Source organism: Kosakonia sp., assembly GCF_032052965.1.
Classification (GTDB): domain Bacteria; phylum Pseudomonadota; class Gammaproteobacteria; order Enterobacterales; family Enterobacteriaceae; genus Kosakonia.
This window is the reverse complement of record NZ_DAMBVN010000001.1, coordinates 276,795-303,415: the sequence shown is the minus strand read 5'-3', so window position 1 is coordinate 303,415 and position 26,621 is coordinate 276,795. Positions and strand designations below refer to the sequence as shown.

The following is a 26,621-nucleotide window of genomic DNA, read 5'->3' as shown; positions in this document are numbered from 1 at the left end:
TCAGCCTGCCGATTTTACGATGAACGTGACCACGCCAAAAATTTCGAGCTTGTCTTCGCTGCCGATCATAATCGGCTTATAGGCGGAATTTTCAGGCTTGAGCATAATACACGGCCGCAGTTGCAGGCGTTTAACGGTGAATTCACCCTCAACGGCAGCAATAACAATGTTGCCATGCTCTGGCTGGCGGGCGCTATCCACCACCAGTAAATCGCCGTCACCGATCCCGGCGTCAATCATTGAGTCACCGCTGGATTTTACGAAATAGGTGGCACTGGGGTGCCGGATCATAAATTCATTCAGGTCGATCCGTCGCTCAACATAGTCCTGAGCGGGGCTAGGGAAACCGCAGGGAACCCGATGACTGAACAGGGGGAGTGCCACTATCTTACGTAGTTCGGCTGGGGTGAAAATCCGCATTATGCTCACCATCAAAATATACTGTGTTTATATACAGTATTGTATATTGATAGCAAAGATCAAGCGGAAACGCACCGGCAATCGCCGTTACGCTTAGGGGTATGAAGGGGGTTGAATCTGGACGTGCGCGCCGCCGACAATACTGTGCCGCCCCACTATTGTCGTGACGTGTGCGTCTGCATTAAAAATATACCAATAATTCGTAGGAAACTAATTACGGTAAGCTTATCAAAATATAGTTACTCCCCAATTTATGATCCCGATAATATTCTTCGCACCCCGTGTAGCCTGGATATTGTCTGGAAGCAAGGGCCGCATTATAAAAAAGGGGATGTTCGATCGTTTTTTAAGCGACCATGGAGTGCTACTTAATTTATATGGCGAATTTTCTTTGCGCGAAATAACGTGTCATTTATATCGATGCGGAGTTATTTGCGTAAACGGAGCAATACGTTATGCCCCACAGAACCGGGTGCCACACCGGGCGGAGCGATGAAGCGCTCCCGGCTATCTTCGGCCGGGAAAACCGACAGGCATAATATTCCCAGGCCGGGCAGCATTCAGCGGCTGCGCTTGGCGTGCCGTTCCCAGTTATCCAGCCGGGCCTGTTCCGATTTACGCAGCGCAACATAGCAGGCCCCGCTACCGCCGTGGTGCGGCAAGGCAGTGCAAAATGCCTGCACTTCGTCAAACTCAGTCAGCCAGCGCGCTAAATAACTGCGCACAATATTCGGGTGTGAATCATCCTCACGCCCTTTGCCATGAATAATCAATACATTACGCAACCCGTTAAGCCGGGCCTGATGCATAAAACTGAACAGCCGTTGCCGGCATTGCTCCACTGGCTGGCGCAGCAGATTCAGGTTGGCCTGCTGAGGGTATTTACCCTGGCGTAACTTGTCTAACACGCCGTGTTGGAGGCCGTCGCGCTTAAACTCAAGCGGCGTCGACAGCGGGACAATATCGAGATAGCCGGTGGTCAAAAAGTTGTCCAGTTGCAGCGTATCTACACGCTGTACTGCCCGTGTATTGCGACTCGGTTGCCAGTGAACGTCTGTACAACGCTTAAGGGGTTGAACATCTTCCATGGCGTCAAGGAACAGCGATTTTTCATCCGGGTTCATGGTGTTCGGCCTCCGTCGACTTCAGTGTGCTTACTATAGCTGGCGTGGCGTACGCTCACAATGCTCGGGGGCACTTCAGCGGGTGGGACGAAGGGCTTATAAATAGCCACTCCAGTCATATATAAAAACAACAAGGTTAGTAATGGCTTTCCCAGACTTAACTTAAATTAAATTTTTGGGTTATATGGATTTTAGTTAAATTAACGTGAAACCAATCACCAATTAATAGTGGAAATATGGCATCAGCCGTCTATAACTATATTTAATACGCAAGGATGAGACCGCGAGAAAATAACGACAGGAAGCGCTGCTGTGTGTACTGTAGAGCCTGACGGATGTCGGCAGGCTCTATTTTTTTCTTTCCTGAAAATAACCCAATATATCATCTATTCGATCATGCCATTCTGCGGATTATTATTGCAGCAAGGTTCTTATTGTCTTGTTAAAGCACGCCCTTTCGGGGTATGGCGAGCCCCCAACCGTCATGGTAGATTGTCGATCGTTTTTCGTTGAAAAGGATGCCTGATGCTGACGTTGCTCGAAGATAAAATCGCTACCCCGGTAGGCCCGTTGTGGGTGTTGTGCGATGAGAACTTTCGTTTGCGTGCGGTCGAGTGGGAAGAGCACAGCGATCGGATGGTTGAATTGCTGAACATTCATTACCGCAGCGGAGGATATCAGCGCGTCCCGTCGAGCAACCCCGGCGGCTTAAGCCAGAAACTGCGCGACTATTTTGCTGGCGATCTCGCCATTATTGATACCTTGCCTACCGCAACGGCTGGCACACCTTTTCAGCGTGAAGTCTGGCAGATGCTGCGTACCATCCCCTGCGGCCAGGTTATGCATTATGGTCAACTGGCGACTATTCTTGGGCGTGCCGGCGCGGCGCGGGCCGTGGGTGCCGCCAACGGCGCAAACCCGGTCAGTATTGTTGTGCCCTGCCACCGCGTTATTGGCCGCAATGGTACGTTGACAGGCTATGCCGGCGGCGTGCAGCGTAAAGAGTGGTTGTTGCGGCATGAAGGCTATTTGTTATTGTGAGAAAAAACGCATATTTAGTGCCCTTTTCTCCGCACTCGTGGAGGAAAACCTTAGCGAAGTGATGGAATTTCAAAGAGATGATGCGAAGTCATCTCTTGCAGCTCGTCCCACCTGTTTCAATATTCGTGAATTGACGTTTTGCCAGGCTTACGTGCTCAATAAAAAGATGTTAAAATTGACCAATATCAATTACGGCGTTGAGCAGACCTATGATCCCGGAAAAGCGAATTATACGACGCATACAGTCTGGTGGATGTGCAATCCATTGTCAGGATTGCAGTATCAGCCAGCTTTGCATCCCGTTTACCCTCAATGAACACGAGCTGGATCAGCTTGATAACATCATTGAGCGTAAGAAGCCCATCCAGAAAGGTCAGACGCTGTTTAAAGCAGGGGATGAGCTGAAATCCCTGTACGCCATTCGCTCGGGTACCATCAAAAGTTACACCATCACCGAGCAGGGCGACGAGCAGATCACCGGTTTCCATCTGGCAGGTGATTTAGTCGGCTTCGACGCTATTGGCACGGGTCATCACCCGAGCTTCGCTCAGGCGCTGGAAACGTCAATGGTATGTGAAATCCCGTTTGAGACACTGGACGATCTCTCTGGCAAAATGCCCAATCTGCGTCAGCAGATGATGCGTCTGATGAGCGGCGAGATCAAAGGCGATCAGGATATGATCCTGCTGTTGTCGAAGAAAAATGCGGAAGAGCGTCTGGCGGCGTTTATCTACAATTTATCTCGCCGGTTCGCGCAGCGTGGTTTCTCTCCGCGTGAGTTCCGTCTGACCATGACCCGTGGCGACATCGGTAACTATCTCGGCCTGACGGTTGAAACCATTAGCCGTCTGCTGGGGCGTTTCCAGAAGAGCGGCATGCTGGCGGTAAAAGGGAAATATATCACCATCGAAAACAGCGAGACGCTGGCGCAACTGGCCGGCCATTCACGTAACGTCGCCTGAGTTTCATCCCCGCCTGACTCCCCTTCGCCGGGTCATTAAATTTTTTGTATTTATTGATCTGGCGGAAGGTTTTCCCTGTTTCATTCAGCACTTATGGGTTATCTTTTACGTTACAGACTGTGGTGACAGATGTAAGGAGACCCTGTATGGCTAAGTATCAGAATATGCTGGTCGCCATCGATCCTAATCAGGACGATCAGCCAGCGCTACGGCGTGCTGTGTATTTGCATCAACGGATTGGTGGCCGAATCAAAGCCTTTCTACCGATCTATGATTTCTCGTATGAGATGACCACCCTTCTGTCCCCGGATGAGCGCACTGCGATGCGTCAGGGCGTCATTAGCCAGCGAACCGCGTGGATCCGCGAGCAGGCAAAATATTACATTGATGCGGGCGTCCCCATCGATATCAAAGTGGTCTGGCACAACCGTCCCTTCGAAGCCATCATTCAGGAAGTCCTGGCGGGCGGCCATGATCTGCTGCTGAAGATGACCCACCAGCACGACAAACTGGAGTCGGTCATTTTTACCCCTACCGACTGGCATTTGCTGCGTAAATGTCCGTGCCCGGTGTGGATGGTCAAAGACCAGCCCTGGCCGGAAGGCGGCAAAGCCGTGGTGGCGGTTAACCTCGCCAGCGAAGAGCTTTACCACAATTCGCTGAACGAAAAACTGGTCAAAGAGACACTGCAACTGGCCGAACAGGTTAACCATACGGAAGTCCATCTGGTGGGCGCTTACCCGGTTACGCCTATCAATATCGCCATCGAGCTGCCTGAATTCGACCCCAGCGTCTACAACGATGCCATTCGGGGTCAGCACCTGCTGGCAATGAAAGCGCTGCGCCAGAAGTTCAGCATTGATGAAAAACACACCCATGTAGAGAAAGGGTTGCCGGAAGAAGTGATCCCGGATCTGGCAGAACACCTGCAGGCCGGGATTGTGGTGCTTGGCACCGTCGGGCGTACCGGTATTTCCGCTGCGTTTCTTGGCAATACCGCCGAACAGGTGATCGATCATTTACGTTGCGATTTGCTGGTGATCAAACCCGATGATTATCAGTCACCTGTCGAACTGGATGACGACGAAGACGACTAAAATGCAAAACCCGCCATCCGGCGGGTTTCTTTTTTCATGCTTCAGCGACTTTTTCATCTCCGGTAATCGCCAGCCCGCCCTGAATAACGACACCTGGCAGCGCCAGTTCGATCCCCTGCTCCGCCAGGCCTTCCATGATCCGGATATTAATCTCCTGCTGAATATCCATGTATTTGTTGTAATCCGCGGTACTGACAATATGCACCACTTCAAAATTCAACCGATCTGTACCAAACCCCTGAAAGTGCGCGCGGTCGAAACGCGTATCGCCCACCTCAGTAATAATGGTGCGGATCATCTCCCCCACCTGGCGCAGTTTCTCCGGCGGCGTGTTTAACGCCAGACCAAAAGTAAAAACAATGCGTCGGGTTTGCATACGTTTGTAGTTATGCAGGGTTTGTTGTAGCAGGATAGCGTTACCGCAGACGATCTGTTCGCCGCTGAGGCTACGAATACGGGTAGTTTTCAGCCCGATATGCTCAATGGTACCGGCGACGTCGTTAAAGACCACAAAATCGCCGATTTCAAAGGGCTTATCAAAGCCAATCGACAACGAAGCGAAGACGTCGCTCAGGATGGTTTGCACTGCCAGTGCAATAGCAATACCGCCCACGCCAAGGCTGGCGACCAGCGCGGTGATATTAACGCCAGCATTGGCGAGGATCGACAACAGCATCACCGTCCAGAGCATCATGCGCAGCAGCAGTCCGGCGATCACCATCGTTACCGGGTTTCTGCTGGCCCCGGGCGTATACATCAAATGACGCATCCATGACACCACCCCCTGATCCAGCCACAGCGCCATCTGGATCGCTAATACCAGAAACCAGGCGTGACCGAGCGTACTGAACAGACGATCGGGGAGCTCGACAAAGCGCAAACTAAACAGTAAAGCGGCAATGAAGAGCAGAAACTTACTGGTGCGGCTGAGCATATCCACCAGCACATGTTGCATTTTACCCACGCCGCGATGCCGTTCTCCCCAGCTTTGCGCGCCTTTCGTCAACATCGACAGTAAACGCTTAAACAGCCAGTAGACAATCAGCGTCACTATCACTACTGTCCCCAGCCCAATCCAGAATGAGGGCAACATCAGTAGTGAGATAAAGTCGAACCGTGGCAAAAACGTCATCCTTCCTCCGCTTTTAAAACATGGAGCAACAAGTATAGACACAACGGTTTGGTCAACGGCGGGCAAAAAAATACCGCTCCGGAGAGCGGTAGGGTCGGCTGTGGTAGTTACAGCGCTTTGAGGATGGCATCGACGCTGGCTTTGGCATCGCCAAACAGCATCTGCGTGTTCTCTTTGAAGAATAACGGGTTCTGCACCCCGGCGTAACCGGTGTTCATAGAACGTTTGAAAACGATAACGTTCTGCGCTTTCCACACTTCCAGTACAGGCATACCGGCAATCGGGCTTTTCGGATCGTCCTGCGCGGCCGGGTTAACCGTATCGTTCGCACCAATGACCAGCACGGTGTCGGTGTCGGCAAAATCATCATTGATTTCGTCCATTTCCAGCACGATGTCATACGGCACTTTCGCTTCGGCCAGCAACACGTTCATATGCCCAGGCAGACGCCCGGCGACCGGGTGAATGCCGAAACGCACTTTCACGCCGCGCGCACGCAGTTTTTCAGTGATTTCCGCCACCGGATACTGCGCCTGCGCCACTGCCATGCCGTAACCTGGGGTGATGATCACCGAATGCGAATTTTTCAGCATTTCAGCGGTCTCTTCGGCGTTAATTTCACGGTGTTCGCCTACTTCGTCATCGCTGCCGGAAGAGGAACCATCGGTACCAAAACCACCGGCAATCACGCTGATAAAGGAGCGGTTCATCGCCTTACACATAATGTAAGAGAGAATTGCACCGGAAGAACCCACCAGCGCCCCGGTAACGATCAACAGATCGTTGCTGAGCATAAAGCCCGCCGCGGCGGCTGCCCAACCGGAATAGGAGTTCAGCATCGAGACGACAACAGGCATATCCGCCCCGCCGATCGACGCCACCAGGTGCCAGCCGAACACCAGCGCGATAATGGTCATCAGCAACAGCGCCAGCACCTGTACACCGACATGTTCGGTACGGACAAAAGCCAACAACAGCGCGAAAGAGACGACCAGCGCTGCCAGATTCAGCTTGTGACGATGGGGCAGCATCAGCGGTTTGGATGAAATTTTCCCGCGCAGTTTGCCAAACGCTACAATCGACCCGGTAAAGGTGACCGCACCAATAAAGATCCCGAGGAACACTTCCGTCAGGTGAATGTTCTCCAGAACCGGCGCGAGACCTGCCTCGTGATCCAGATAGCTGTTGAAACCTACCAGTACCGCCGCCAGGCCAACAAAGCTATGCAGTACCGCCACCAGCTCCGGCATTTCGGTCATTTCGACTTTTTTCGCCAGACGAATACCGATCGCACCGCCGATGATCATCGCCACCAGAATCCACGCAACGTTGCCGGTATCCGGGCCAAAAATGGTCGCCACCAGCGCAATCGCCATACCGGCGATACCAAAGTTATTACCCTGCTGGGAGGTTTCGTGCTTTGAAAGCCCCGCCAGGCTGAAAATAAACAGGATCGCGGCAACAATGTATGCAGCTGTAACTAATCCTCCAGACATCTGTTACCCCTTAGTTCTTCCGGAACATTTTCAGCATGCGCTGAGTGACGGTGAAACCACCAAAAATATTAATGCTGGCGATCAGCACCGCAATAAAGCTTAAGAAGCTGACCCAGCCGCCATGGCCTATCTGCAGCAGCGCGCCAACCACAATAATGCCGGAAATGGCGTTGGTGACTGACATCAACGGCGTATGCAGCGCATGGGAGACATTCCATACCACGTAATACCCGACAACACAGGCGAGTGCGAAAACAGTAAAGTGACCGAGGAACTCTTTTGGCGCGACATCCGCCAGCCAGCCAAACAGAATTATCGCCAGCGCCATCAGCGCATATTTGCGCCACGGCGAAACCGGTTTGGCTTCTTCTTTTGGCGCAGCCGCCGCTTTCGGCGCAGCCTGCGGTTGGGCAGAAACCTGAATCGGCGGTGCCGGCCAGGTGACTTCACCATCACGCACCACGGTCACGCCGCGCACAACTACGTCGTCAAAGTTGACCACTACGTTGCCATCTTTTTCAATGCAGAGCAGTTTCAGCAGGTTAACCAGGTTGGTGCCATATAGCTGTGAGGATTGGGTCGGCAGGCGTCCCGGCAGATCGGTATAGCCAATAATTTTGACGCCATTAGCCGTGGTGCTGATCTCATTCGGTACTGTGTATTCACAGTTACCGCCGTTTTGCGCAGCCAGATCGACAATCACGCTACCTGGTTTCATGGAATCGACCATTTCGCGAGTGATCAGCTTCGGTGCCGGTTTCCCCGGAATAAGCGCAGTCGTCACAATGATGTCGACATCTTTCGCCTGCGCGGCAAACAGTTCCATTTCCGCTTTGATAAAGGCTTCAGACATCACTTTCGCGTAACCATCGCCGCTGCCCGCCTCTTCCTCAAAATCCAGCTCGAGGAATTCCGCCCCCATACTTTGCACCTGCTCTTTAACCTCAGGACGAGTATCAAAAGCACGTACAATGGCGCCAAGGCTATTGGCGGCACCGATCGCGGCAAGACCTGCTACGCCCGCGCCGATCACCATTACTTTCGCCGGAGGTACTTTCCCGGCGGCGGTGATCTGCCCGGTAAAGAAACGACCAAACTCATGCGCAGCTTCAACAATGGCGCGATAGCCCGCAATGTTAGCCATTGAGCTGAGGGCATCCAGCGCCTGCGCGCGGGAGATACGCGGCACAGAGTCCATTGCCATCACGGTTACGTTACGCGCAGCCAGCTTCTCCATCAACGCCGGGTTCTGCGCAGGCCAGATAAAGCTAATCAGCGTTGTGCCGGGGTTAAGCAGTGCGATCTCATCTTCGTCGGGCGCGTTAACTTTTAGGATAACGTCTGAATGCCAGACATTGCTGCCGTCTACAATCGTCGCCCCGGACTGGGTGAACGCATCGTCATCGAAACTTGCCAGTTTGCCAGCGCCGCTTTCTACTGCGACAGTGAAACCCAATTTAAGCAATTGCTCGACCGTTTTCGGCGTCGCGGCAACGCGGGTTTCATTGGCCAACCGTTCTTTAGGTACACCAATACGCATAGTTTTCCCTTCCATCGGTTTTAGATGATGGTTTGTCAGTCCTCACCGGAACAACGTCGCACCTGTACACCAGTATTGCGGAATGTGTCCCGGAAAATAAAACAGTAACAAACTTTCTATAACCTACTGAAAATGACGCCTGTGATCCACAGCCGGAAAAAAGAATTTATGCTTTTATCCGCGAAAAGTAAGTTCAGGTAGGGGCTGGCAAGGTTATTTGCCTTTAATTCTTTATAACAGGCCGATATTCCGCTCAAGCGAAGCGACAAAACACGATTAATCTCCAGCAGGAATTGCTTTTTAACAATGTATTAACTTTAAAAAGTCATATGCTTTATCGCTTTTGCCGGTCAAGCGGCTTTTTTATCAACATATCACTTAAAGTTATCGTTATTACCCGCCCATAGCACACTCAGTGAAAAATGACGCAGACAGTTGCGCTGTTTAAATGCAATAATCGTCGGCGTTTTCTCAACAACAACACCAGTTTATGGTTTGCGCAAGGCGAAGGACTATTTTTATGAAGCTTAAGAACACCCTCCTGGCGTCAGCACTCCTCTCTGCGACAGCGCTGTCAGCCAACGCAGCGACAGAGTTAACCCCGGAGCAAGCGGCAGCGTTGAAACCCTACGATCGCGTCGTGGTTATTGGCCGTTTTAATGCCATTGGCGATGCCGTGGCTGCCATCTCCAAGCGCGCAGATCAAGAAGGCGCAGCATCGTTCTACGTTGTTGACTCTTCCGATGCCGGTAACAGCGGCAACCAGCGTGTCGTCGCCGATCTCTACAAAGCGAACGCCACCAAGGCGGATGCACCGCAATATCGCGTTATCAATGGCATCACCGAATTACCAAAAGACAAAGCCATTGAATTGCAACCTTACGATACCGTCACCGTGCAGGGTTTCTACCGTTCCCAGCCCGAAGTAAACGATGCCATCACCAAAGCGGCACAAGCGAAAGGCGCGGCCTCGTTCTATATCGTGCGCCAGTTCGACACCAACCAGGGCGGCAACCAGATGATCACCGCATTCATTTATAAAGCAGATGCGAAAAAACGTGTGATCCAGAGCGCCGATGCCATTCCGCGTGATTCCGACGCGGGCCGTGCTGCACTGGCGAAAGGCGGGGAAGAAGCAAAAAAAGTTGAAATCCCGGGCGTCGCCAGCGATGCCACACCAGGCCTGGGCGTAGGCCGTTTCTTCGAAACGCAATCGACCTCCGGCGGTCGTTATTCTGTCACGCTGCCTGACGGCACAAAAATTGAAGAGCTGAATAAAATCACCGCTGCACAGATGGTGCCGTTCGACAGCATCAAGTTCACTGGTAACTACAGCAGCATGACGGAAGTCTCCTACCAGGTTGCCAAACGCGCCGCTAAAAAAGGCGCCAAGTACTATCACATTACGCGTCAGTGGTCAGAGCGCGGCAACAATATGACCATCAGTGCCGATCTCTATAAATAATCTGCACGGATGAATCAGGCGGCTACGGCCGCCTTTTTTTGATCTTTTTTCTGCTTTTTAACAAAATTGTCGTCGCCCTCATTGCATGCCTTAGCGACTCTCCGTAAAATCCCGCGCCTTAGTGATATCCACCATATTTATGCGCCCCGGCAAAATAATTATTCTGGATTTGTTGCATTTTTGACAGGATAACAATGGAAAAGAAACTCGGCCTTAGCGCGTTAACGGCTCTCGTTTTGAGTTCAATGCTCGGCGCTGGCGTCTTCAGCCTGCCGCAAAACATGGCGGAAGTCGCCAGCCCTGCGGCATTGATCATTGGCTGGGCGATCACCGGCGCAGGGATTTTACTGTTGGCGTTCGCCATGCTGATCCTCACCCGTATTCGCCCGGATCTGGACGGCGGAATCTTCACCTATGCCCGCGCCGGTTTTGGCGAACTGGTCGGCTTCTGTTCCGCCTGGGGTTACTGGCTATGTGCCGTGATCGCCAACGTCTCCTACCTGGTGATTGTCTTTTCCGCACTGAGCTTTTTCACTGACACCCCGCAATTACGCCTGTTTGGTGATGGTAATACCTGGCAATCCATTGTCGGGGCCTCAGCGCTCCTGTGGATCGTTCACGCGCTGGTGCTGCGCGGGGTTCAAACGGCCGCGAGCATTAACCTTGCTGCAACGCTGGCAAAACTGGTGCCACTGGGTCTGTTTGTAGTACTGGCCGCGCTGGCGTTCAATATCGACAAATTCAATGTCGATTTTAGCGGTGTTTCGTTGGGCGTTCCGGTGTGGGAGCAAGTAAAAAACACGATGCTGATTACTCTGTGGGTGTTTATCGGTGTCGAAGGCGCGGTAGTCGTTTCTGCGCGCGCGCGCAACAAACGCGATGTGGGTCGCGCAACCATGCTGGCGGTACTGGCCGCGCTAACGGTTTACCTGCTGGTTACGCTATTGTCGATCGGCGTCGTCCCACGGGCGGAACTGGCGGGCATGCGTAACCCGTCGATGGCGGGCCTGCTGGTCAAATTGATGGGCAATTGGGGGGAAGTGATTATCGCAGCCGGTCTGATTGTGTCCGTGTGCGGTGCGTACCTGAGCTGGACCATCATGGCAGCAGAAGTGCCTCTGCTGGCAGCAACCCATAAAGCGTTCCCACGCATTTTCGCCCGGCAGAATAAAAATAACGCGCCATCCGCTTCATTATGGCTGACCAACATCAGCGTGCAGGTTTCGCTGGTGTTAATCTGGCTGACGGGATCGGACTACAACACCCTGCTGACCATCGCTTCGGAGATGATCCTCGTCCCCTATTTCCTGGTCGGCGCTTATTTGTTGAAAATCGCCCAGCGCCCGTTGCATCAGGCCGTGGCCGTGGGTGCCTGCCTGTATGGTTTATGGCTGCTTTACGCTTCTGGCCCAATGCATTTGCTGCTGTCAGTGGTGCTATATGCCCCGGGGTTACTGGTATTTATGTATGCGCGTCGCACACATGAGATGCCAGAACTGCTCAAACGCCGGGAAAAGTTACTGATTATGCTGCTACTTATTGCCGCAGTTCCCGCGACGTGGATGTTAGTGAAATAAGATCAGTGCAGACGGCTCCAGCAGTAGATTAACAGCCAGGCGCTGAGGCTCCAGCAGAGCACCGCACAGCCCAGCGCCGGCCACACCCGCAAAAACCCCGTGAAGTACCACAGCGACAAAAGATAGATAAAATAGGGGATGATCGCCCACATGCCGAACACAATGGTAGTACGCAACGCCTCAATCCCTCTTTCGGTCGCCACAATGTAATGGGCTATCAAGGCAAAGGTGGGAAACAGCGGAATTAACCCGGCAATATAGTAATTTTTTGTCTTCGCCAGCAGCCCAATCAGTACCACCACCAGCGCACCGATCGCGGCTTTGATAAACAGTCCCATAATTTTACCTATAATACTTGAACAACAAAGACCTACAGCATAGCGGAACGCCTCTTGTTTAGAAAAGATTAATGGCAGCTTGCAGCAAGGCGGTGTATGTTGACGTTTTTGACCTATCCCGATGGCATATGAATAAAATCGTATTTGTAGAAGATGATCCGGAAGTAGGCGCCCTGATTGCCGCCTATCTGGGTAAACACGATATGGATGTCATTGTTGAACCCCGTGGCGACCGCGCGGAAGCGGTGATCGCCAGGGAGAATCCTGAACTGGTATTGCTGGACATTATGCTGCCAGGCAAAGATGGGATGACACTGTGCCGCGACTTGCGTAAACAGTGGAACGGCCCGATTGTCCTGCTCACCTCGCTCGACAGCGATATGAATCATATCTTGTCGCTGGAGATGGGGGCCAATGACTATATTCTGAAGACCACCCCGCCAGCCGTATTGCTGGCGCGATTGCGCCTCCATTTACGTCAGCGCACCAGCACGCCGGCAGAACCCGCTGCTGCGCCGCTGAGACAGCACAATATTATTCGTTTTGGTACTCTTTCCATCGATCCGGTGAACCGCCAGGTGTTGCTGAGCGGCGAAGAAGTGGCGCTCTCGACGGCGGATTTCGATCTCCTGTGGGAACTTGCAACCCATGCCGGTCAAATTATGGATCGGGATGCACTGTTAAAGAATCTGCGCGGCGTCACCTACGATGGACTGGATCGCAGCGTCGATGTGGCGATTTCCCGCCTGCGTAAAAAACTGCTCGACAGCGCCACCGAGCCTTACCGAATCAAAACCGTGCGCAACAAAGGTTATCTGTTCGCCCCGCATGCGTGGGATAACTAAGGCCGCTTAACCAGGTAACATTATGAAAAAGCTGTTCGTCCAGTTTTACCTTCTGCTGTTCGTTTGCTTTATTGTGATGACCATGCTGGTGGGCCTGGTATATAAATTCACCGCTGAGCGTGCGGGCCGTCAGACGCTGGATGACCTGATGAAAAGCTCGCTGTATTTGATGCGCAGCGAGCTGCGCGAGATCCCGCCACACCAGTGGGCAAGCACGCTGAAAGAGCTGGACCTGAATCTGTCGTTTAATTTGCGCATTGAACCGATGAGCAAATTTACTCTCGACCCGCCGCATGCCCAGCGACTGCGCGAAGGCGACATTGTGGCGCTGGATGCCGAGTACACCTTTATCCAGCGGATCCCCCGCAGTCACTACGTTCTGGCCGTAGGTCCGGTGCCATATCTGTTTTTCCTGCATGAGATGCGGTTGCTGGATATGGCGCTGATGGCTTTTATTGCCATATCCCTCGCCTTTCCGGTATTTATCTGGATGCGACCACACTGGCAAGAGATGTTGCGGCTTGAGTCCGCCGCGCAGCGTTTTGGCGAAGGTCATCTTGAGGAGCGTATTCACTTTGATAGCGCCTCCAGCTTCGAACGGCTGGGCATCGCCTTTAACCAAATGGCTGATAATATCAATGCGTTAATCGCCAGCAAGAAGCAGCTTATCGATGGTATTGCGCACGAACTGCGAACCCCATTGGTGCGCTTGCGTTATCGTCTTGAAATGAGCGACAACCTCAGCGCGTCAGAACATGCGGCACTGAACCGTGATATCGGGCAACTGGAAGCCCTGATCGAAGAGTTACTGACCTATGCCCGTCTCGATCGTCCACAAACCGAACTGAAACTGACCAGCCCGGACCTGCCGGTCTGGCTACAAAGTTATATGGACGATGCCCGTAGTATGAATCCACAACATCAGTTGCAACTCACCTGCACGCCCGGTGACGATTATGGCGCGCTGGATATGCGGTTGATGGAGCGCGTCCTGGATAATCTGGTTAATAACGCCCTGCGTTATAGCCAGCAGACGATCAAAGTGACGCTGCAACGACAAGGGGCACAGGCCAGTCTCATGGTTGAAGACGATGGCCCAGGCATCGCACCGGAAGAGCGCGTGCGGGTGTTCGAGCCTTTTGTACGTCTCGATCCCAGCCGCGACCGCGCCACGGGCGGTTGTGGTCTGGGGCTGGCCATTGTTCACTCTGTTGCCCAAGCCTTTGGCGGTGAAGTTATCTGTGCGCAGAGCGAAACGCTTGGCGGTGCGCAATTTACCTTCAACTGGCCTATTTACCACAACATTACCCTCCCCTGATAAGCACCTACAGCGCAGTGGCTCAACCCCTGCGCCTGTGCTATAACTTTATGAGTATGTTGTAACTAATGGAGTAAGCATGGCTGCTTTAGACCTGATTGAACGCCTGAACACCACGTTCCGGCAGATGGAACGGGAGTTGGCGGCGTTTAAAGCCCAACTGAGCGAATGTCGCTTAATGGCGGGTCGCGTGTTTACGCTGCCAGAAATCACCAAAGGCGCAGAGCACGCGCCGCTGTCGGTGATCCCGGTCAAACAGCATATTGGTAAAGAAGCTGCCGAGCTGGCGCTGCGCCATTACACACATCTGTTCATTCAGCAACAATCAGAAAACCGCAGCAGTAAAGCTGCTGTGCGTTTACCGGGCGCAATTTGCTACCAGGCGGCACAATCCGCCATCACGGCACTGGAACAGCGCATCGATACCATTAATGCCCTCAAGCTCGCTTTTGAACGCATTGTTACTGTAGAGTCAGGCCTGCCACCCGCAGCACGTTTCGAGTGGGTACACCGCCATCTACCCGGTTTGATTACACTGAATGCTTACCGGGCGCTTACCGCCATTCGCTCCCCTGATACCCTGCGTTTTGGCTGGGCGAATAAGCACATTATTAAAAATCTCACCCGCGATGAGGTGCTGGCACAGTTGGAAAAGAGCATGAAATCGCCCCGCGCAGTCGCCGCCTGGACGCGCGAACAGTGGCTGGTGAAGATCGAGCAGGAATATAACGACATTGCCGCGTTGCCCCGACAGGCAAAACTGAAGATCAAACGGCCGGTAAAAGTCCAGCCTATTGCGCGGGTCTGGTACGCCGGGGAGCAAAAGCAGGTACAGTACGCCTGCCCGACCCCCCTGATTGTGTTGAATGCCGAAGAGAATGGGGCAGCGGTGCCGGATATTGGCGAGCTGCTGGATTATAACGCCGACGCGGTGCAACACCGCTATAAACCGCAGGCACAACCGCTGACGCTGTTGATCCCGCGGTTGCACCTCTATTTAGCAGGTTAAGCAGGTTTCATACTGCCGACCATCGATTCCGGGCGAACCCAACTGTCGAATTCGGCCTCCGTCAGATAGCCCAACGCCAGTGCCGACGCTTTTAGCGTCAGGCCGTCTTTGTGCGCTTTCTTGGCGATTTCCGCCGCTTTATCGTAGCCGATATGGGTATTCAACGCGGTAACCAACATCAGCGACTCATTAAGCAACTGCGCGATACGCTCCCGGTTTGGCTCAATGCCGACGGCACAATGCTCGTTAAAGCTCTCCATACCGTCGGCCAGTAAACGCACCGATTGCAGGAAATTGTGGATCACCATCGGCCGGAATACGTTGAGTTCAAAGTTGCCAGACGCACCGCCAATGTTCACCGCCACATCATTGCCCAGCACCTGAGCACAGAGCATGGTCATCGCCTCACACTGTGTCGGGTTAACTTTACCCGGCATGATAGAACTGCCAGGTTCGTTTTCCGGAATGGCAATTTCGCCGATACCACAGCGCGGGCCGGAAGCCAGCCAGCGAACATCGTTGGCGATCTTCATCAGCGACGATGCCAGACCTTTCAGCGCACCGTGCATATGCACCAGTGCATCGCAGGTCGCCAGCGCTTCAAATTTATTCGGTGCGGTGATAAACGGCTGACCCGTGAAGTGCGCCAGCTCTTCAGCGACTCGCCGGGCATATTCCGGATGCGTATTTAGCCCGGTGCCCACAGCTGTCCCGCCCAGCGCCAGCTCGCCCAGGTGCGGCAGATTCAACTCAATGTGTTTCAGATTGTGCTCCAGCATCGCAACCCAGCCGGAGATCTCCTGGCCAAGGGTCAACGGCGTGGCATCCTGCAGGTGTGTGCGGCCGATTTTGACGATATCGGCAAAAGCGCTGGCTTTCTCACTGAGGGTATTCTTGAGCACCTGAAGTTGCGGGAGCAACTGCTCGCGCACCGCAATCACCGCAGCAACATGCATGGCGGTCGGAAACACATCATTTGAACTCTGGCTTTTGTTAACGTCATCGTTCGGATGGATTTTGCGCTCCATTCCGCGTACGCCGCCGAGGATCTCACTGGCGCGATTCGCCAGTACCTCGTTCATATTCATATTGCTCTGGGTGCCAGAGCCGGTCTGCCAGATAGCCAGCGGAAACTCGTCAGGGTGTTTTCCATCCAGCACTTCGTCCGCCGCGGCAATAATAGCGTTGGCTTTTTCGGCGGGCAGCAGCCCCAGATCCTGATTGACTTTCGCCGCCGCTCGCTTGGTTAGCGCCAGCGCGTGGATCAGCGAGACGGGCATTTTTTCCGTTGAAATACGGAAGTGCTCAAGCGACCGTTGGGTTTGCGCCCCCCACAGTTTATCTGCCGGGACGTCAATCGCGCCCATTGAATCTTTCTCACTGCGATGCGTTGTCATTACTTTCTCCTTGAGTACAAAGTGGTGTTGAGTGCCGACATTGCTCACTTGCAAACAAGTAAAAGTATTGATGCTTTTTATTATGTTGCTTAATGGTTCGTGCTTTAAAAAACCGCCCCGTAGGGCGGTAATGTTATTTCACGCAGCGGGCGCACTGCCCGGACTGGATCTGCTGGAAGAAGTCGTTACCTTTGTCATCCACCAGGATAAACGCCGGGAAATCTTCAACCTCGATTTTCCAGATGGCTTCCATACCCAGTTCCGGGTAGGCCACACACTCCAGACTTTTAATGCTGTTTTGCGCCAGGATCGCCGCCGGGCCGCCGATGCTGCCAAGATAGAAACCGCCATGTTTATGACAGGCGTCTGTTACCTGCTGGCTGCGGTTGCCTTTTGCCAGCATGATCATACTGCCGCCCTGCGACTGTAACTGATCCACGTAGGAGTCCATACGGCCTGCCGTCGTTGGCCCCAGTGAGCCAGAGGCATAGCCTTCAGGCGTTTTAGCCGGTCCGGCATAGTAAATTGGGTGATCTTTAACGTACTGCGGCAGCGGTTCGCCCTTATCCATCAGCTCTTTCAGCCTGGCGTGGGCAATGTCACGCGCCACGATAATGGTTCCGGTCAGCGACAAACGCGTGGAGACGGGATATTGCGTCAGTTGCGCAAGGATATCCGCCATCGGCCGGTTAAGATCCACCTTCACCGCCTCACCCTCGCCTGCCTGGCGCAGTGCCTGCGGAATGTATTTCCCCGGGTTCTGCTCCAGTTTTTCCAGCCAGATCCCCTCGCGGTTGATTTTCGCCTTAATATTGCGATCCGCTGAACAGGACACGCCCATGCCCACCGGGCAAGAAGCTCCGTGGCGCGGCAGGCGGATCACGCGAATATCATGCGCAAAGTATTTACCGCCAAACTGCGCGCCCAGGCCAAGGTTTTGCGCTTCCACCAGCAGTTCCTGCTCCAGTTGCACATCGCGGAAGGCCTGACCATGTTCATTACCTTCCGTTGGCAGCGCATCGTAATATTTGGTAGACGCCAGTTTCACCGTTTTCAGCGTCGCTTCCGCCGAGGTTCCGCCGATGACAAACGCAATATGGTACGGCGGGCAGGCTGCGGTACCGAGCGTGCGCATCTTCTCGACAAGATAGTTTTTCAGCTTCGCCGGGGTGATCAGCGCCTTGGTTTCCTGGTACAGGTAAGTTTTGTTGGCGGAACCGCCGCCTTTAGCAATGCACAGGAATTTATATTCTTCGCCATCGACACTGTAGAGGTCGATCTGCGCTGGCAGGTTGGTGCCAGTATTGACCTCTTTATACATGTCCAGCGCGGCGTTTTGCGAATAGCGCAGGTTGTCTTCGATATAGGTGTTATAGACGCCACGCGCCAGCGCTGCTTCATCGCCGCCACCCGTCCACACACGTTGCCCTTTCTTGCCCATAATGATGGCTGTGCCGGTATCCTGGCAGGTGGGCAAAATACCTTTTGCCGCGATTTCAGAGTTACGCAGGAATTGCAGCGCAACGTATTTGTCGTTTTCGCTGGCTTGTGGGTCATTCAGAATGTCTGCCACCTGCTGCTGGTGCGCCGGGCGCAGTAAAAAAGAGGCGTCATGAAAAGCATGCTGGGCCAGTAAGGTCAGCGCCTGCGGATCAACTTTTAGGATCTCCTGTCCGTCGAATTCCGCCACAGAAACATGGTCACGGCTGAGCAGATAATACTCGGTATCATCCTTTCCTAGCGGGAAAGGATCCTGATAATAAAAGGGTTTGTTCGACATTGTTCTCTCACTTACGGCACGATCTGGTTATTGTTCCGGCAGCGCTTCCTTCTGCCCTGTATCAAAGCGAGTCGACTTATCCTACACAATTTTTTAACAAAAACTGAGACTAATACGACTTTTTATCCCCGCTGGTTACATCGCCCCGCTTTATTGCTTTAATGGCGCGATAGTGTGTTCAATTGAAAGGGCTTGATAATGCAAAAACTCATCAACTCAGTGCAGAACTACGCCTGGGGAAGTAAAACTGCGTTAACGGATCTCTATGGGATCGCCAATCCGAATAACCTGCCGATGGCTGAGTTATGGATGGGCGCCCACCCGAAGAGCAGCTCAAAGGTGCAGGATACCAATGGCGAAACCCGCGCACTGCGCGAGGTGATCGACCAGGATAAGCAGAGCTTGCTGGGCGCGGCTGTGGCAGAACGCTTTGGTGAGCTGCCGTTCCTGTTCAAAGTTCTGTGTGCCGATCAGCCGCTGTCGATCCAGGTGCATCCTAATAAAAAAAACTCAGAGATTGGCTTCGCCAAAGAGAATGACGCGGACATCCCTCTGAACGCCGCAGAACGCAATTACAAGGATCCGAACCACAAACCGGAACTGGTATTCGCCCTGACTCCCTTCCTGGCGATGAATGCGTTTCGTGAATATGCCGACATTGTTTCGCTGTTGCAGCCGGTTGCCGGCGCGCACCCGGCCATTGCCCATTTTTTACAGGCTCCTGGCGCAGAGCGCCTGAGTGAACTGTTCGCCGCGCTACTGAATATGCAGGGCGACGAAAAGTCCCGCGCGCTGGCGGTACTGAAATCGGTGCTTGAGCAGCAACAAGGCGAGCCCTGGCAAACCATCCGTACGATTGCGGCCTTTTACCCGGATGACAGTGGCCTCTTCTCCCCGCTGTTGCTTAACGTAGTGAAACTGAATCCAGGCGAGGCAATGTTCCTGTTTGCCGAAACACCGCACGCTTACCTGCAAGGCGTGGCGCTGGAAGTGATGGCCAACTCTGATAACGTGCTGCGTGCGGGCCTGACGCCAAAATACATTGATATTCCAGAGCTGGTCGCCAACGTCAAATTTACCCCTAAACCGGCTGACACACTGCTGACCCAGCCAACACGTAACGGTGCAGAGCTGGATTTCCCTATCCCGGTGGATGATTTCGCGTTCGCCCTGCATGACCTTTCGGCGAGTGAAACTGCGCTGGCGCAACAGAGCGCAGCGATTGTCTTTTGCGTTGAGGGGGAAGCCGTGCTCAGTAAAGATAGCCAGCGTCTGGTGCTCAAACCTGGCGAATCGGCATTTATTGCCGCCAGCGAGTCACCGGTGGCCGCCAGCGGCACGGGCAGACTGGCGCGAGTGTTTAATAAGTGAGACTAAGTTACTGTATTTTTTAGCAAGGATTGCTAAGCTTGAGGTAACTTATTTCAACAGTCCAGGCGGCGTATACCGCCTGGTTTCATTTTTTATGGATAAACGCTATGAAAAAAACGCTGGTTGCCGCAGGAGTGATTGTTGCGCTGGGGGTCGTCTGGACCGCAGGCGCCTGGTATACAGGGAAACAACTGGAGGGGCGTCTTGCTGAGAGGGTCAGCGAGGCCAACGCGCAAATTAAGCACAACGCGCCGGAAGCCAACATCGAACTTTCCGCGCAGGATTATCATCGCGGCCTCTTTTCCAGCCAGTTTACCTTGCTGATCAAACCGGTTGCAGGTAGCGAGAATACCTGGCTAAAACCTGGTCAGTCTATTGTGTTGCAGGAAGTTGTCGATCACGGCCCCTTTCCGCTGACCCAGGTTAAGTCGTTTAACCTGACCCCGTCAATGGCCTCGGTGCATACGCAACTGGTCAATAACGACGTGACCAAACCGCTGTTCGATATCGCCAAAGGCGAATCGCCATTCATCGCAGATACGCGTATCAGCTATAACGGCGACACCCGTAGCGATATCAGCCTGCGCCCGCTGAATTCAGAAAAAGATGGCGAAAAAGTCTCCTTCAGCGGCGGCGAGTTCCGCCTGAATGTGGACAAAGACGGCAATGCTATTGGGCTGAGCGGTTCAGCTGAAAGCGGCCTTGTCGATGCCGTGAACGAATATGGCCAGAAAGTCCAGCTGTCGTTTAATAACCTGAAAACCGACGGTATCAGCGAAGTCGCCAGTTTCGAAGAGCGTGTTGGCAGCCAGAAACTGAGTGTGGATAAGCTCACTATCGCGATTGAGAATAAAGAGATGGCGGTGCTGGATGGAATGCATTTCACCGCCAAATCCGAGGTGGCGGCAGACAAAAAAACCATTAACAGCCAGCTGGATTACGACCTTAACAGCCTGAAAGTACAGGGGCAGGATCTGGGTAGCGGCAAACTGACACTGAAAGTCGGGCAAATTGATGGCCAGGCGTGGCACCAGTTCAGCCAGCAATATAATGCGCAGACCCGCGCGCTAATGGCGCAGCCGGAGGTGATGCAAAACCCGGAACTTTATCAGCAAAAAGCCACTGAAGCGTTTCTGAATGCCGTGCCGGTGCTGCTGAAAGGCGAGCCGGTGATCACTGTAGCCCCGTTGAGCTGGAAAAATGCCAAAGGGGAGACAACGTTCAACCTTTCGCTGTTCCTGAAAGATCCATCCACTGCGACCGGGACGCCGCAAACTCTGGCAGAGCAAGTCGACCGGAATGTGAAGTCACTCGATAGCAAGCTGACCATTCCGGTAGATATGGCCACAGAATTTATGACGCAGGTGGCGAAACTGCAAGGTTATCAGCAAGAAGATGCCACAAAACTGGCCAACCAGCAGGTGAAAGGCCTGGCGGCAATGGGCCAGATGTTCCGTATCACTACGCTGGAAAATAACAACATTCTCACCAGCCTGCAGTATGCCAACGGTCAGGTCACACTGAACGGCGAGAAAATGCCGCTGGAGCAGTTTGTGGGTATGTTTGGTTTGCCGTCTCTGCAACAGCCGGATAGCAACACCCCACCCGTACCTGCCGTGCCGCAGCAATAATCATCCAGCCCCTCTTTTGAGGGGCTTTTTTTGTTTTGCACTCTTGTTGAAATCTTAAAAAGCGACGTGCGCTTAATTACGTGCGTTGCCTCGCAACAAAACCCGATAAAATCCTTACTCTCTGCGGTCCTGACTCTTATTACACATTTAAATTGAGGACGCGTTATGACAGGGAAAACTGCACAAAAGATCACCCTCTGGGCGTTTTTTCAGCAGCTTGGAAAAACATTTATGCTGCCGGTGGCGCTGCTCTCGTTCTGCGGGATCATGCTCGGCATCGGCAGTTCATTAAGCAGTCGCGACGTGATCACCCTGCTGCCGTTATTAGGCCACCCCATATTGCAGGCAGTCTTCATCTGGATGAGCAAAATCGGTTCCTTCGCCTTCAGCTTTTTACCGGTGATGTTTTGCATTGCCATTCCGCTGGGGCTGGCACGGGAAGAGAAAGGTGTCGCCGCGTTTTCAGGGTTCGTTGGCTATGCCGTGATGAATCTGGCGGTCAACTTCTGGCTGACCGCACAAGGCGTTTTGCCCACCAGCGATGCAGCGATCCTGAAAGCGTACAATGTGCAGACTGTGCTGGGTATCCCGTCGATTGATACCGGTATTCTTGGCGCGGTCATTGCCGGCGTGATTATCTGGCGTCTTCATGAACGTTTTCACGCTTTACGTCTGCCGGACGCGCTGGCCTTTTTCGGCGGCACCCGCTCTGTGCCGATCGTTACCAGCGTGGTGATGGGGCTGATTGGTCTGCTGATCCCGCTGGTATGGCCATGGTTTGCGCTGGGTATTAGCGGCCTTGGGCACCTTATCGATCGCGCCGGTGAGCTCGGCCCGATGATCTTTGGCACCGGCGAACGCCTGCTGCTCCCCTTCGGCCTGCAGCATATTCTGGTGGCGCTAATCCGCTTTACCGAAGCAGGCGGCACAATGGACGTGTGCGGACACACCGTTAACGGCGCGCTGACCATTTTCCAGGCTCAGTTAAGCTGCCCCGAAACAGAAGGCTTCTCGGAAACTGCGACACGATTTCTGTCGCAAGGCAAAATGCCAGCCTTCCTGGGAGGTCTACCCGGTGCGGCGCTGGCGATGTATCACTGTGCCAGGCCGGAAAACCGCCATAAGATTAAAGGGTTAATGATTTCAGGTGTTATCGCATGCGTGGTCGGCGGCACCACAGAACCTATTGAGTTTTTGTTTCTTTTTGTGGCTCCGGCGCTCTATTTAATCCATGCACTGCTCACCGGTTTGGGTTTCACCGTGATGGCAATGCTCGGCGTGACGATTGGCAATACCGACGGCAATGTGATCGACTTTATTGTTTTTGGCGTATTGCATGGATTGTCGACCAAATGGTACCTGGTACCGGTCGTCGCGGCACTGTGGTTTGCCGTTTACTACGCCCTGTTCCGTTTCGCCATTACCCGCTTTAATCTGCAGACTCCCGGGCGCGAGAGCGCCGCGGCCGACCCCGCGATAGCGGGAAACGTTGGCGCATCGGGGTATAATGCCCCGGCGTTGCTGGCGGCACTCGGCGGTGCAGGGAATATCACCTCGCTGGATAACTGCATCACCCGTTTACGGCTGTCGGTTAATAAGATGGAACAGGTTAGCGCCGACGCCCTGAAGGCTAACGGCGCGATTGGCGTGATTAAGGTTAATCAGCACAACTTACAGGTGGTGATTGGCCCCCAGGTGCAGTCGGTGAAAGATGAAATGGCCTCGCTGATACGCGCATCAACGGCCGGAGGGGAAACCGGGCATGAGTGAAAAAAAATTCGATTTTTCGACAGTCATCGATCGCCATGGCACCTGGTGTACACAGTGGGACTTCGTCGCTGACCGTTTTGGTCGCGCCGATCTCCTGCCGTTTACCATCTCCGATATGGATTTTGCCACTGCGCCCTGCGTTATCACCGCTATGCAGCAACGCCTGGCGCATGGTGTATTAGGTTACAGTCGCTGGAAAAACGACGACTTTCTCGGCGCGATTGAACACTGGCTGGCAAGCCGTTTTCATACCGCCATTGACACCCAGGCCCTTGTTTATGGCCCTTCTGTCATCTGGATGATTGCCGAACTTATTCGCCAGTGGTCACATCCCGGCGATGCGGTAGTGGTGCATACCCCCGCTTACGATGCGTTTTATAAGACCCTTGCCAGCAACCAGCGTGAGTTACTGGCGGTGCCGTTAACGCCAGACGAGACGGGCTGGCAGTGCGATATGGCCCGTCTTGAAGCAGCGCTTGCGCGCCCACAGAGTAAAATCCTGTTGCTGTGTAGTCCGCACAATCCCACCGGTAAAGTCTGGACGGAGCAGGAGTTACACACGATGGCTACGCTGTGCGAGCGCCATAACGTGAAGGTGATCAGCGACGAAATCCATATGGATATGGTCTGGAGCACGCAGCCACACATCCCGTGGGCCAGGGTTGCACGCGGCCCGTGGGCGCTATTCTCTTCGGCATCAAAAAGTTTCAACATTCCAGGGCTGACCGGTGCATGGGGCCTGATTGACGACACGCCCTCCCGCGAGCGCTGGTTGAATGCGCTGAAAGACAGCAATGGCCTCTCTTCACCTGCAGTGCTCTCGATCGTCGCCCACATTGCAGCTTACCGTGAGGGGGCGGACTGGCTGGATGCGTTACGTGGTTATTTGCGGGCTAACCTCGCGTATGTCGCCAGTACCTTGAATGGCGCATTTCCGGCGTTGCGCTGGCAAATCCCGGCGTCGACCTATCTGGCATGGATCGATCTGCGTCCATTGATGATCGACGACACGGCACTCCACGTTGCGCTCATTGAGCAACAGAAGATCGCCATGATGCGCGGCGACACGTATGGCCCGGAAGGCCGGGGGTTTTTGCGGTTAAATGTCGGATGCCCGCGGCTAAAACTGGAACGTGGCGTACATGGATTGATTGCTGCCCTGCAGTCGCTGACCTGAAACCCGGCGTCAGCCATCTGCCTGCTCATGCGTGCATTATTATGAAAGGTGATCGGTAACAGAGGGGGTGTTATGATATGAAAGCAACTAAGATAACTTGCAACGTAATGATAAATTGCACATTTTATGATGGATTTTCATACGCTTCTCATTTCTGTTAAGCACCTGTTTCCTGCGGGCGAACTCATTAAAGCAGTGACCAATGTTAAAATTATTCACTAAATACACATCTGTTGGGGTATAGATTTATGCCCGCTCGAAATCCTTTATTTTGCTCATCTCAGGCTAGCATTCTTCTTTTCCACATCTTGCCAGAGCCTTTTAAGAAAAATCACCAACGGAAAAAGCCGGTGGAGTATTTTAGGTAGAATTACCGATACTAAGTGTCGCATACCGACATTCTGAAAAGATCTACACCATATCCAGTGCCTGCATATCCATCACTTTTATACCCCGCCGCCGTATGGGGACTTTTTATGTACCTGATTGTAGCGGCAAGTATTGCTTTTGGTTATTTACTCAACGTGTATAAAGGGTTGCAATATATTGTTCCTGTCATCTTGTTATGCCTGCTCAATAAGACCACCGATCAGGACAAATCATTACGTGAATCCCACAATGGCAATCTGCCTTACGCGACAGCTAAAGACGTCAGCCAGTTTATGATTGATCAGGTTATCAGTGCAGATAAGGCCGGACGTAAGTCGATGACGCTGATTGTTCCTAAAGGTGATGATATTGATAACTGGCCTTTTCCGCTCACCCGGGGCAAAGAGATCGCGGAAACATTGAAATCTAACGGAGTGATTAAGAACGATATCGATATTACGGTACAGGCGGATCGAGCCGTCAACGAAAAATTCCATTTACCACCTGGATTTTAATCCTTCATGGCCACCGTTACGGTGGATTTTTTTTGCGCCAGCGAGACGGTTAATTTAACCGCATTGTTCTGCTGGTCGTGAAAATTAACCGTGCTCTTTCCCTCCCCGAAAACGGTTGCGTTGATAATGCATACTGAAAAACAGACGTGAGGCAGCAATATATGTAATCACCCTGGCTGCTGATGTATAATAACGTGCACATTTTCAAAAATAAGAGTGCGACCATGATTGATCCTAACCTGCCACTAACTGATATTCATCGTCATCTCGACGGCAACATCCGTGCCCAAACAATTCTGGATCTTGGCCGCCAGTTCAACTTATCTCTGCCAGCTGAGACTCTCGACGCCCTGCGGCCGCATGTCCAGGTCACCTCTAACGAACCGGATTTGGTGAGTTTCCTTGCCAAACTTGACTGGGGTGTGAAAGTTCTGGGCTCGCTGGAGGCCTGCCGCCGCGTCGCGTATGAGAATATGCAGGATGCAGCGCAAAACGGTTTGCATTATGTCGAGCTGCGTTTTTCTCCGGGTTATATGGCAATGACCCATAACCTGCCGGTGGCAGGTGTGGTAGAGGCGGTGATTGCTGGCGTGCGCGAAGGCAGCCGCGATTTTGGAGTTGAGGTACGCCTGATTGGCATCATGAGTCGTACTTTTGGCGAAGCTGCCTGCTTGCAGGAGCTGGAAGCCCTGCTGGCTCATCGCGACGGCATCACTGCGCTGGACCTGGCGGGTGACGAGCTGGGTTTCCCCGGAAGTCTCTTCCTGTCGCACTTTAATCGCGCCCGCGATGCCGGCTGGCATATCACTGTCCATGCAGGTGAAGCGGCCGGGCCGGAGAGCATCTGGCAGGCGATCCGCGAGCTGGGTGCCGTGCGCATCGGGCATGGGGTGAAAGCCGTTGAAGATGCCGCGCTGATGGACTTCCTCGCCAGCCAGCGAATTGGCATTGAATCCTGTCTGACATCGAACATCCAAACCAGCACCGTCCCGTCACTGGCGCGTCATCCGCTGAAAACGTTCCTTGAGCATGGCATTCTGGCCAGCATCAATACAGACGATCCCGCCGTTCAGGGCGTGGAGATTGGTCATGAATATCAGGTCGCTGCTCTGGCAGCGGGATTAAGCCGCGAGCAGATCCGCCAGGCGCAGGTTAACGGTCTGGAGATGGCCTTCCTGAGCGCTGCAGAAAAACAGGCGCTGCGGGATAAGGTCGCAAACGCCTGAGAAAAACCGCTCACGTTGCGG

At 53.3% G+C, this 26,621-nt stretch carries 22 protein-coding genes; 14 read left to right on the top strand and 8 right to left on the bottom strand.

Annotated features, from left to right (window positions below; genetic code table 11):
- Positions 1 to 420: a translesion error-prone DNA polymerase V autoproteolytic subunit gene (locus RTX30_RS01485; protein ID WP_312686113.1), complete on the bottom strand. Its 420-nt coding sequence runs from the start codon at positions 418 to 420 to the stop codon at positions 1 to 3.
- 560 nt (positions 421 to 980) lie between these two features.
- Positions 981 to 1,544, bottom strand: a complete 564-nt coding sequence (gene smrA / locus RTX30_RS01480) for a DNA endonuclease SmrA (RefSeq protein WP_312686111.1) — start codon at positions 1,542 to 1,544, stop codon at positions 981 to 983.
- 525 nt (positions 1,545 to 2,069) lie between these two features.
- Here smrA and ogt point away from each other — a divergent pair.
- The 3 genes from ogt (at position 2,070) to uspE (ending at position 4,644) form a co-directional block, all read left to right on the top strand.
- The gene (gene ogt / locus RTX30_RS01475; RefSeq protein ID WP_312686109.1) at positions 2,070 to 2,585 is read left to right on the top strand and encodes a methylated-DNA--[protein]-cysteine S-methyltransferase; all 516 of its coding nucleotides are present in this window, start codon (positions 2,070 to 2,072) and stop codon (positions 2,583 to 2,585) included.
- 209 nt (positions 2,586 to 2,794) lie between these two features.
- On the top strand, positions 2,795 to 3,547 hold the full coding sequence (fnr, locus tag RTX30_RS01470) for a fumarate/nitrate reduction transcriptional regulator Fnr (RefSeq protein WP_312686107.1): 753 nt from the start codon (positions 2,795 to 2,797) through the stop codon (positions 3,545 to 3,547).
- A 146-nt stretch (positions 3,548 to 3,693) separates the two neighbouring features.
- Complete coding sequence (uspE, locus tag RTX30_RS01465; RefSeq protein WP_312686105.1) at positions 3,694 to 4,644, top strand: universal stress protein UspE; 951 nt, start codon at positions 3,694 to 3,696, stop codon at positions 4,642 to 4,644.
- Positions 4,645 to 4,678: 34 nt separating this feature from the next.
- Here uspE and RTX30_RS01460 read toward each other — a convergent pair whose 3' ends face one another.
- From RTX30_RS01460 to pntA, 3 genes are all read right to left on the bottom strand, one after another.
- The gene (locus RTX30_RS01460) at positions 4,679 to 5,776 is read right to left on the bottom strand and encodes a mechanosensitive ion channel family protein (protein WP_312686104.1); all 1,098 of its coding nucleotides are present in this window, start codon (positions 5,774 to 5,776) and stop codon (positions 4,679 to 4,681) included.
- A gap of 107 nt (positions 5,777 to 5,883) precedes the next feature.
- Positions 5,884 to 7,272, bottom strand: coding sequence for a Re/Si-specific NAD(P)(+) transhydrogenase subunit beta (gene pntB, locus RTX30_RS01455; RefSeq protein WP_312686103.1), 1,389 nt, complete (start codon positions 7,270 to 7,272; stop codon positions 5,884 to 5,886).
- A 10-nt stretch (positions 7,273 to 7,282) separates the two neighbouring features.
- On the bottom strand, positions 7,283 to 8,812 hold the full coding sequence (pntA, locus tag RTX30_RS01450; RefSeq protein ID WP_312686101.1) for a Re/Si-specific NAD(P)(+) transhydrogenase subunit alpha: 1,530 nt from the start codon (positions 8,810 to 8,812) through the stop codon (positions 7,283 to 7,285).
- A 520-nt stretch (positions 8,813 to 9,332) separates the two neighbouring features.
- On the opposite strand from pntA, the gene ydgH reads away from it, so the two are divergent.
- Both ydgH and RTX30_RS01440 read left to right on the top strand, forming a co-directional pair.
- On the top strand, positions 9,333 to 10,277 hold the full coding sequence (gene ydgH, locus RTX30_RS01445; protein WP_312686099.1) for a DUF1471 family protein YdgH: 945 nt from the start codon (positions 9,333 to 9,335) through the stop codon (positions 10,275 to 10,277).
- A 194-nt stretch (positions 10,278 to 10,471) separates the two neighbouring features.
- The gene (locus RTX30_RS01440; protein WP_312686097.1) at positions 10,472 to 11,854 is read left to right on the top strand and encodes an amino acid permease; all 1,383 of its coding nucleotides are present in this window, start codon (positions 10,472 to 10,474) and stop codon (positions 11,852 to 11,854) included.
- Between the two features lie 2 nt (positions 11,855 to 11,856).
- Here the strand turns inward: RTX30_RS01440 and RTX30_RS01435 are convergent, their stop codons facing one another.
- A complete protein-coding gene (locus RTX30_RS01435; protein ID WP_312686095.1) occupies positions 11,857 to 12,192 on the bottom strand; it encodes a GlpM family protein in 336 nt (111 codons plus the stop codon).
- Between the two features lie 128 nt (positions 12,193 to 12,320).
- Here RTX30_RS01435 and rstA point away from each other — a divergent pair, with 128 nt between their 5' ends.
- From rstA to tus, 3 genes are all read left to right on the top strand, one after another.
- Positions 12,321 to 13,037, top strand: coding sequence for a two-component system response regulator RstA (rstA, locus tag RTX30_RS01430; RefSeq protein ID WP_312686093.1), 717 nt, complete (start codon positions 12,321 to 12,323; stop codon positions 13,035 to 13,037).
- Positions 13,038 to 13,059: 22 nt separating this feature from the next.
- On the top strand, positions 13,060 to 14,355 hold the full coding sequence (gene rstB / locus RTX30_RS01425) for a two-component system sensor histidine kinase RstB (protein ID WP_312686091.1): 1,296 nt from the start codon (positions 13,060 to 13,062) through the stop codon (positions 14,353 to 14,355).
- Between the two features lie 79 nt (positions 14,356 to 14,434).
- Positions 14,435 to 15,364, top strand: a complete 930-nt coding sequence (gene tus, locus RTX30_RS01420) for a DNA replication terminus site-binding protein (RefSeq protein WP_312686089.1) — start codon at positions 14,435 to 14,437, stop codon at positions 15,362 to 15,364.
- Here the strand turns inward: tus and fumC are convergent.
- The gene (gene fumC / locus RTX30_RS01415) at positions 15,361 to 16,761 is read right to left on the bottom strand and encodes a class II fumarate hydratase (protein WP_312686087.1); all 1,401 of its coding nucleotides are present in this window, start codon (positions 16,759 to 16,761) and stop codon (positions 15,361 to 15,363) included. The genes tus and fumC overlap by 4 nt on opposite strands.
- 133 nt (positions 16,762 to 16,894) lie before the next feature.
- Positions 16,895 to 18,541, bottom strand: a complete 1,647-nt coding sequence (gene fumA, locus RTX30_RS01410; protein WP_312686085.1) for a class I fumarate hydratase FumA — start codon at positions 18,539 to 18,541, stop codon at positions 16,895 to 16,897.
- A gap of 198 nt (positions 18,542 to 18,739) precedes the next feature.
- Between fumA and manA the strand changes: the two genes are divergently transcribed.
- The 6 genes from manA to add all read left to right on the top strand — a co-directional run bounded on the left by manA (position 18,740) and on the right by add (position 26,600).
- On the top strand, positions 18,740 to 19,912 hold the full coding sequence (gene manA / locus RTX30_RS01405) for a mannose-6-phosphate isomerase (protein WP_312686083.1): 1,173 nt from the start codon (positions 18,740 to 18,742) through the stop codon (positions 19,910 to 19,912).
- A gap of 107 nt (positions 19,913 to 20,019) precedes the next feature.
- Entirely contained in the window at positions 20,020 to 21,543 is a 1,524-nt protein-coding gene (locus RTX30_RS01400; RefSeq protein WP_312686081.1) for a YdgA family protein, read from the top strand.
- Positions 21,544 to 21,708: 165 nt separating this feature from the next.
- Positions 21,709 to 23,313 carry a maltose/glucose-specific PTS transporter subunit IIBC gene (gene malX, locus RTX30_RS01395; protein WP_312686079.1) on the top strand — a complete coding sequence of 535 codons (1,605 nt, stop codon included), beginning with the start codon at positions 21,709 to 21,711 and terminating at the stop codon, positions 23,311 to 23,313.
- Positions 23,306 to 24,490, top strand: coding sequence for a MalY/PatB family protein (locus tag RTX30_RS01390; RefSeq protein WP_312686077.1), 1,185 nt, complete (start codon positions 23,306 to 23,308; stop codon positions 24,488 to 24,490). The genes malX and RTX30_RS01390 overlap by 8 nt, the downstream gene beginning before the upstream one ends.
- Before the next feature lie 476 nt (positions 24,491 to 24,966).
- Positions 24,967 to 25,374, top strand: a complete 408-nt coding sequence (locus RTX30_RS01385; protein ID WP_312686074.1) for a hypothetical protein — start codon at positions 24,967 to 24,969, stop codon at positions 25,372 to 25,374.
- Positions 25,375 to 25,598: 224 nt separating this feature from the next.
- Positions 25,599 to 26,600, top strand: coding sequence for an adenosine deaminase (add, locus tag RTX30_RS01380; RefSeq protein WP_312686071.1), 1,002 nt, complete (start codon positions 25,599 to 25,601; stop codon positions 26,598 to 26,600).
- Positions 26,601 to 26,621: the final 21 nt, after the last annotated feature.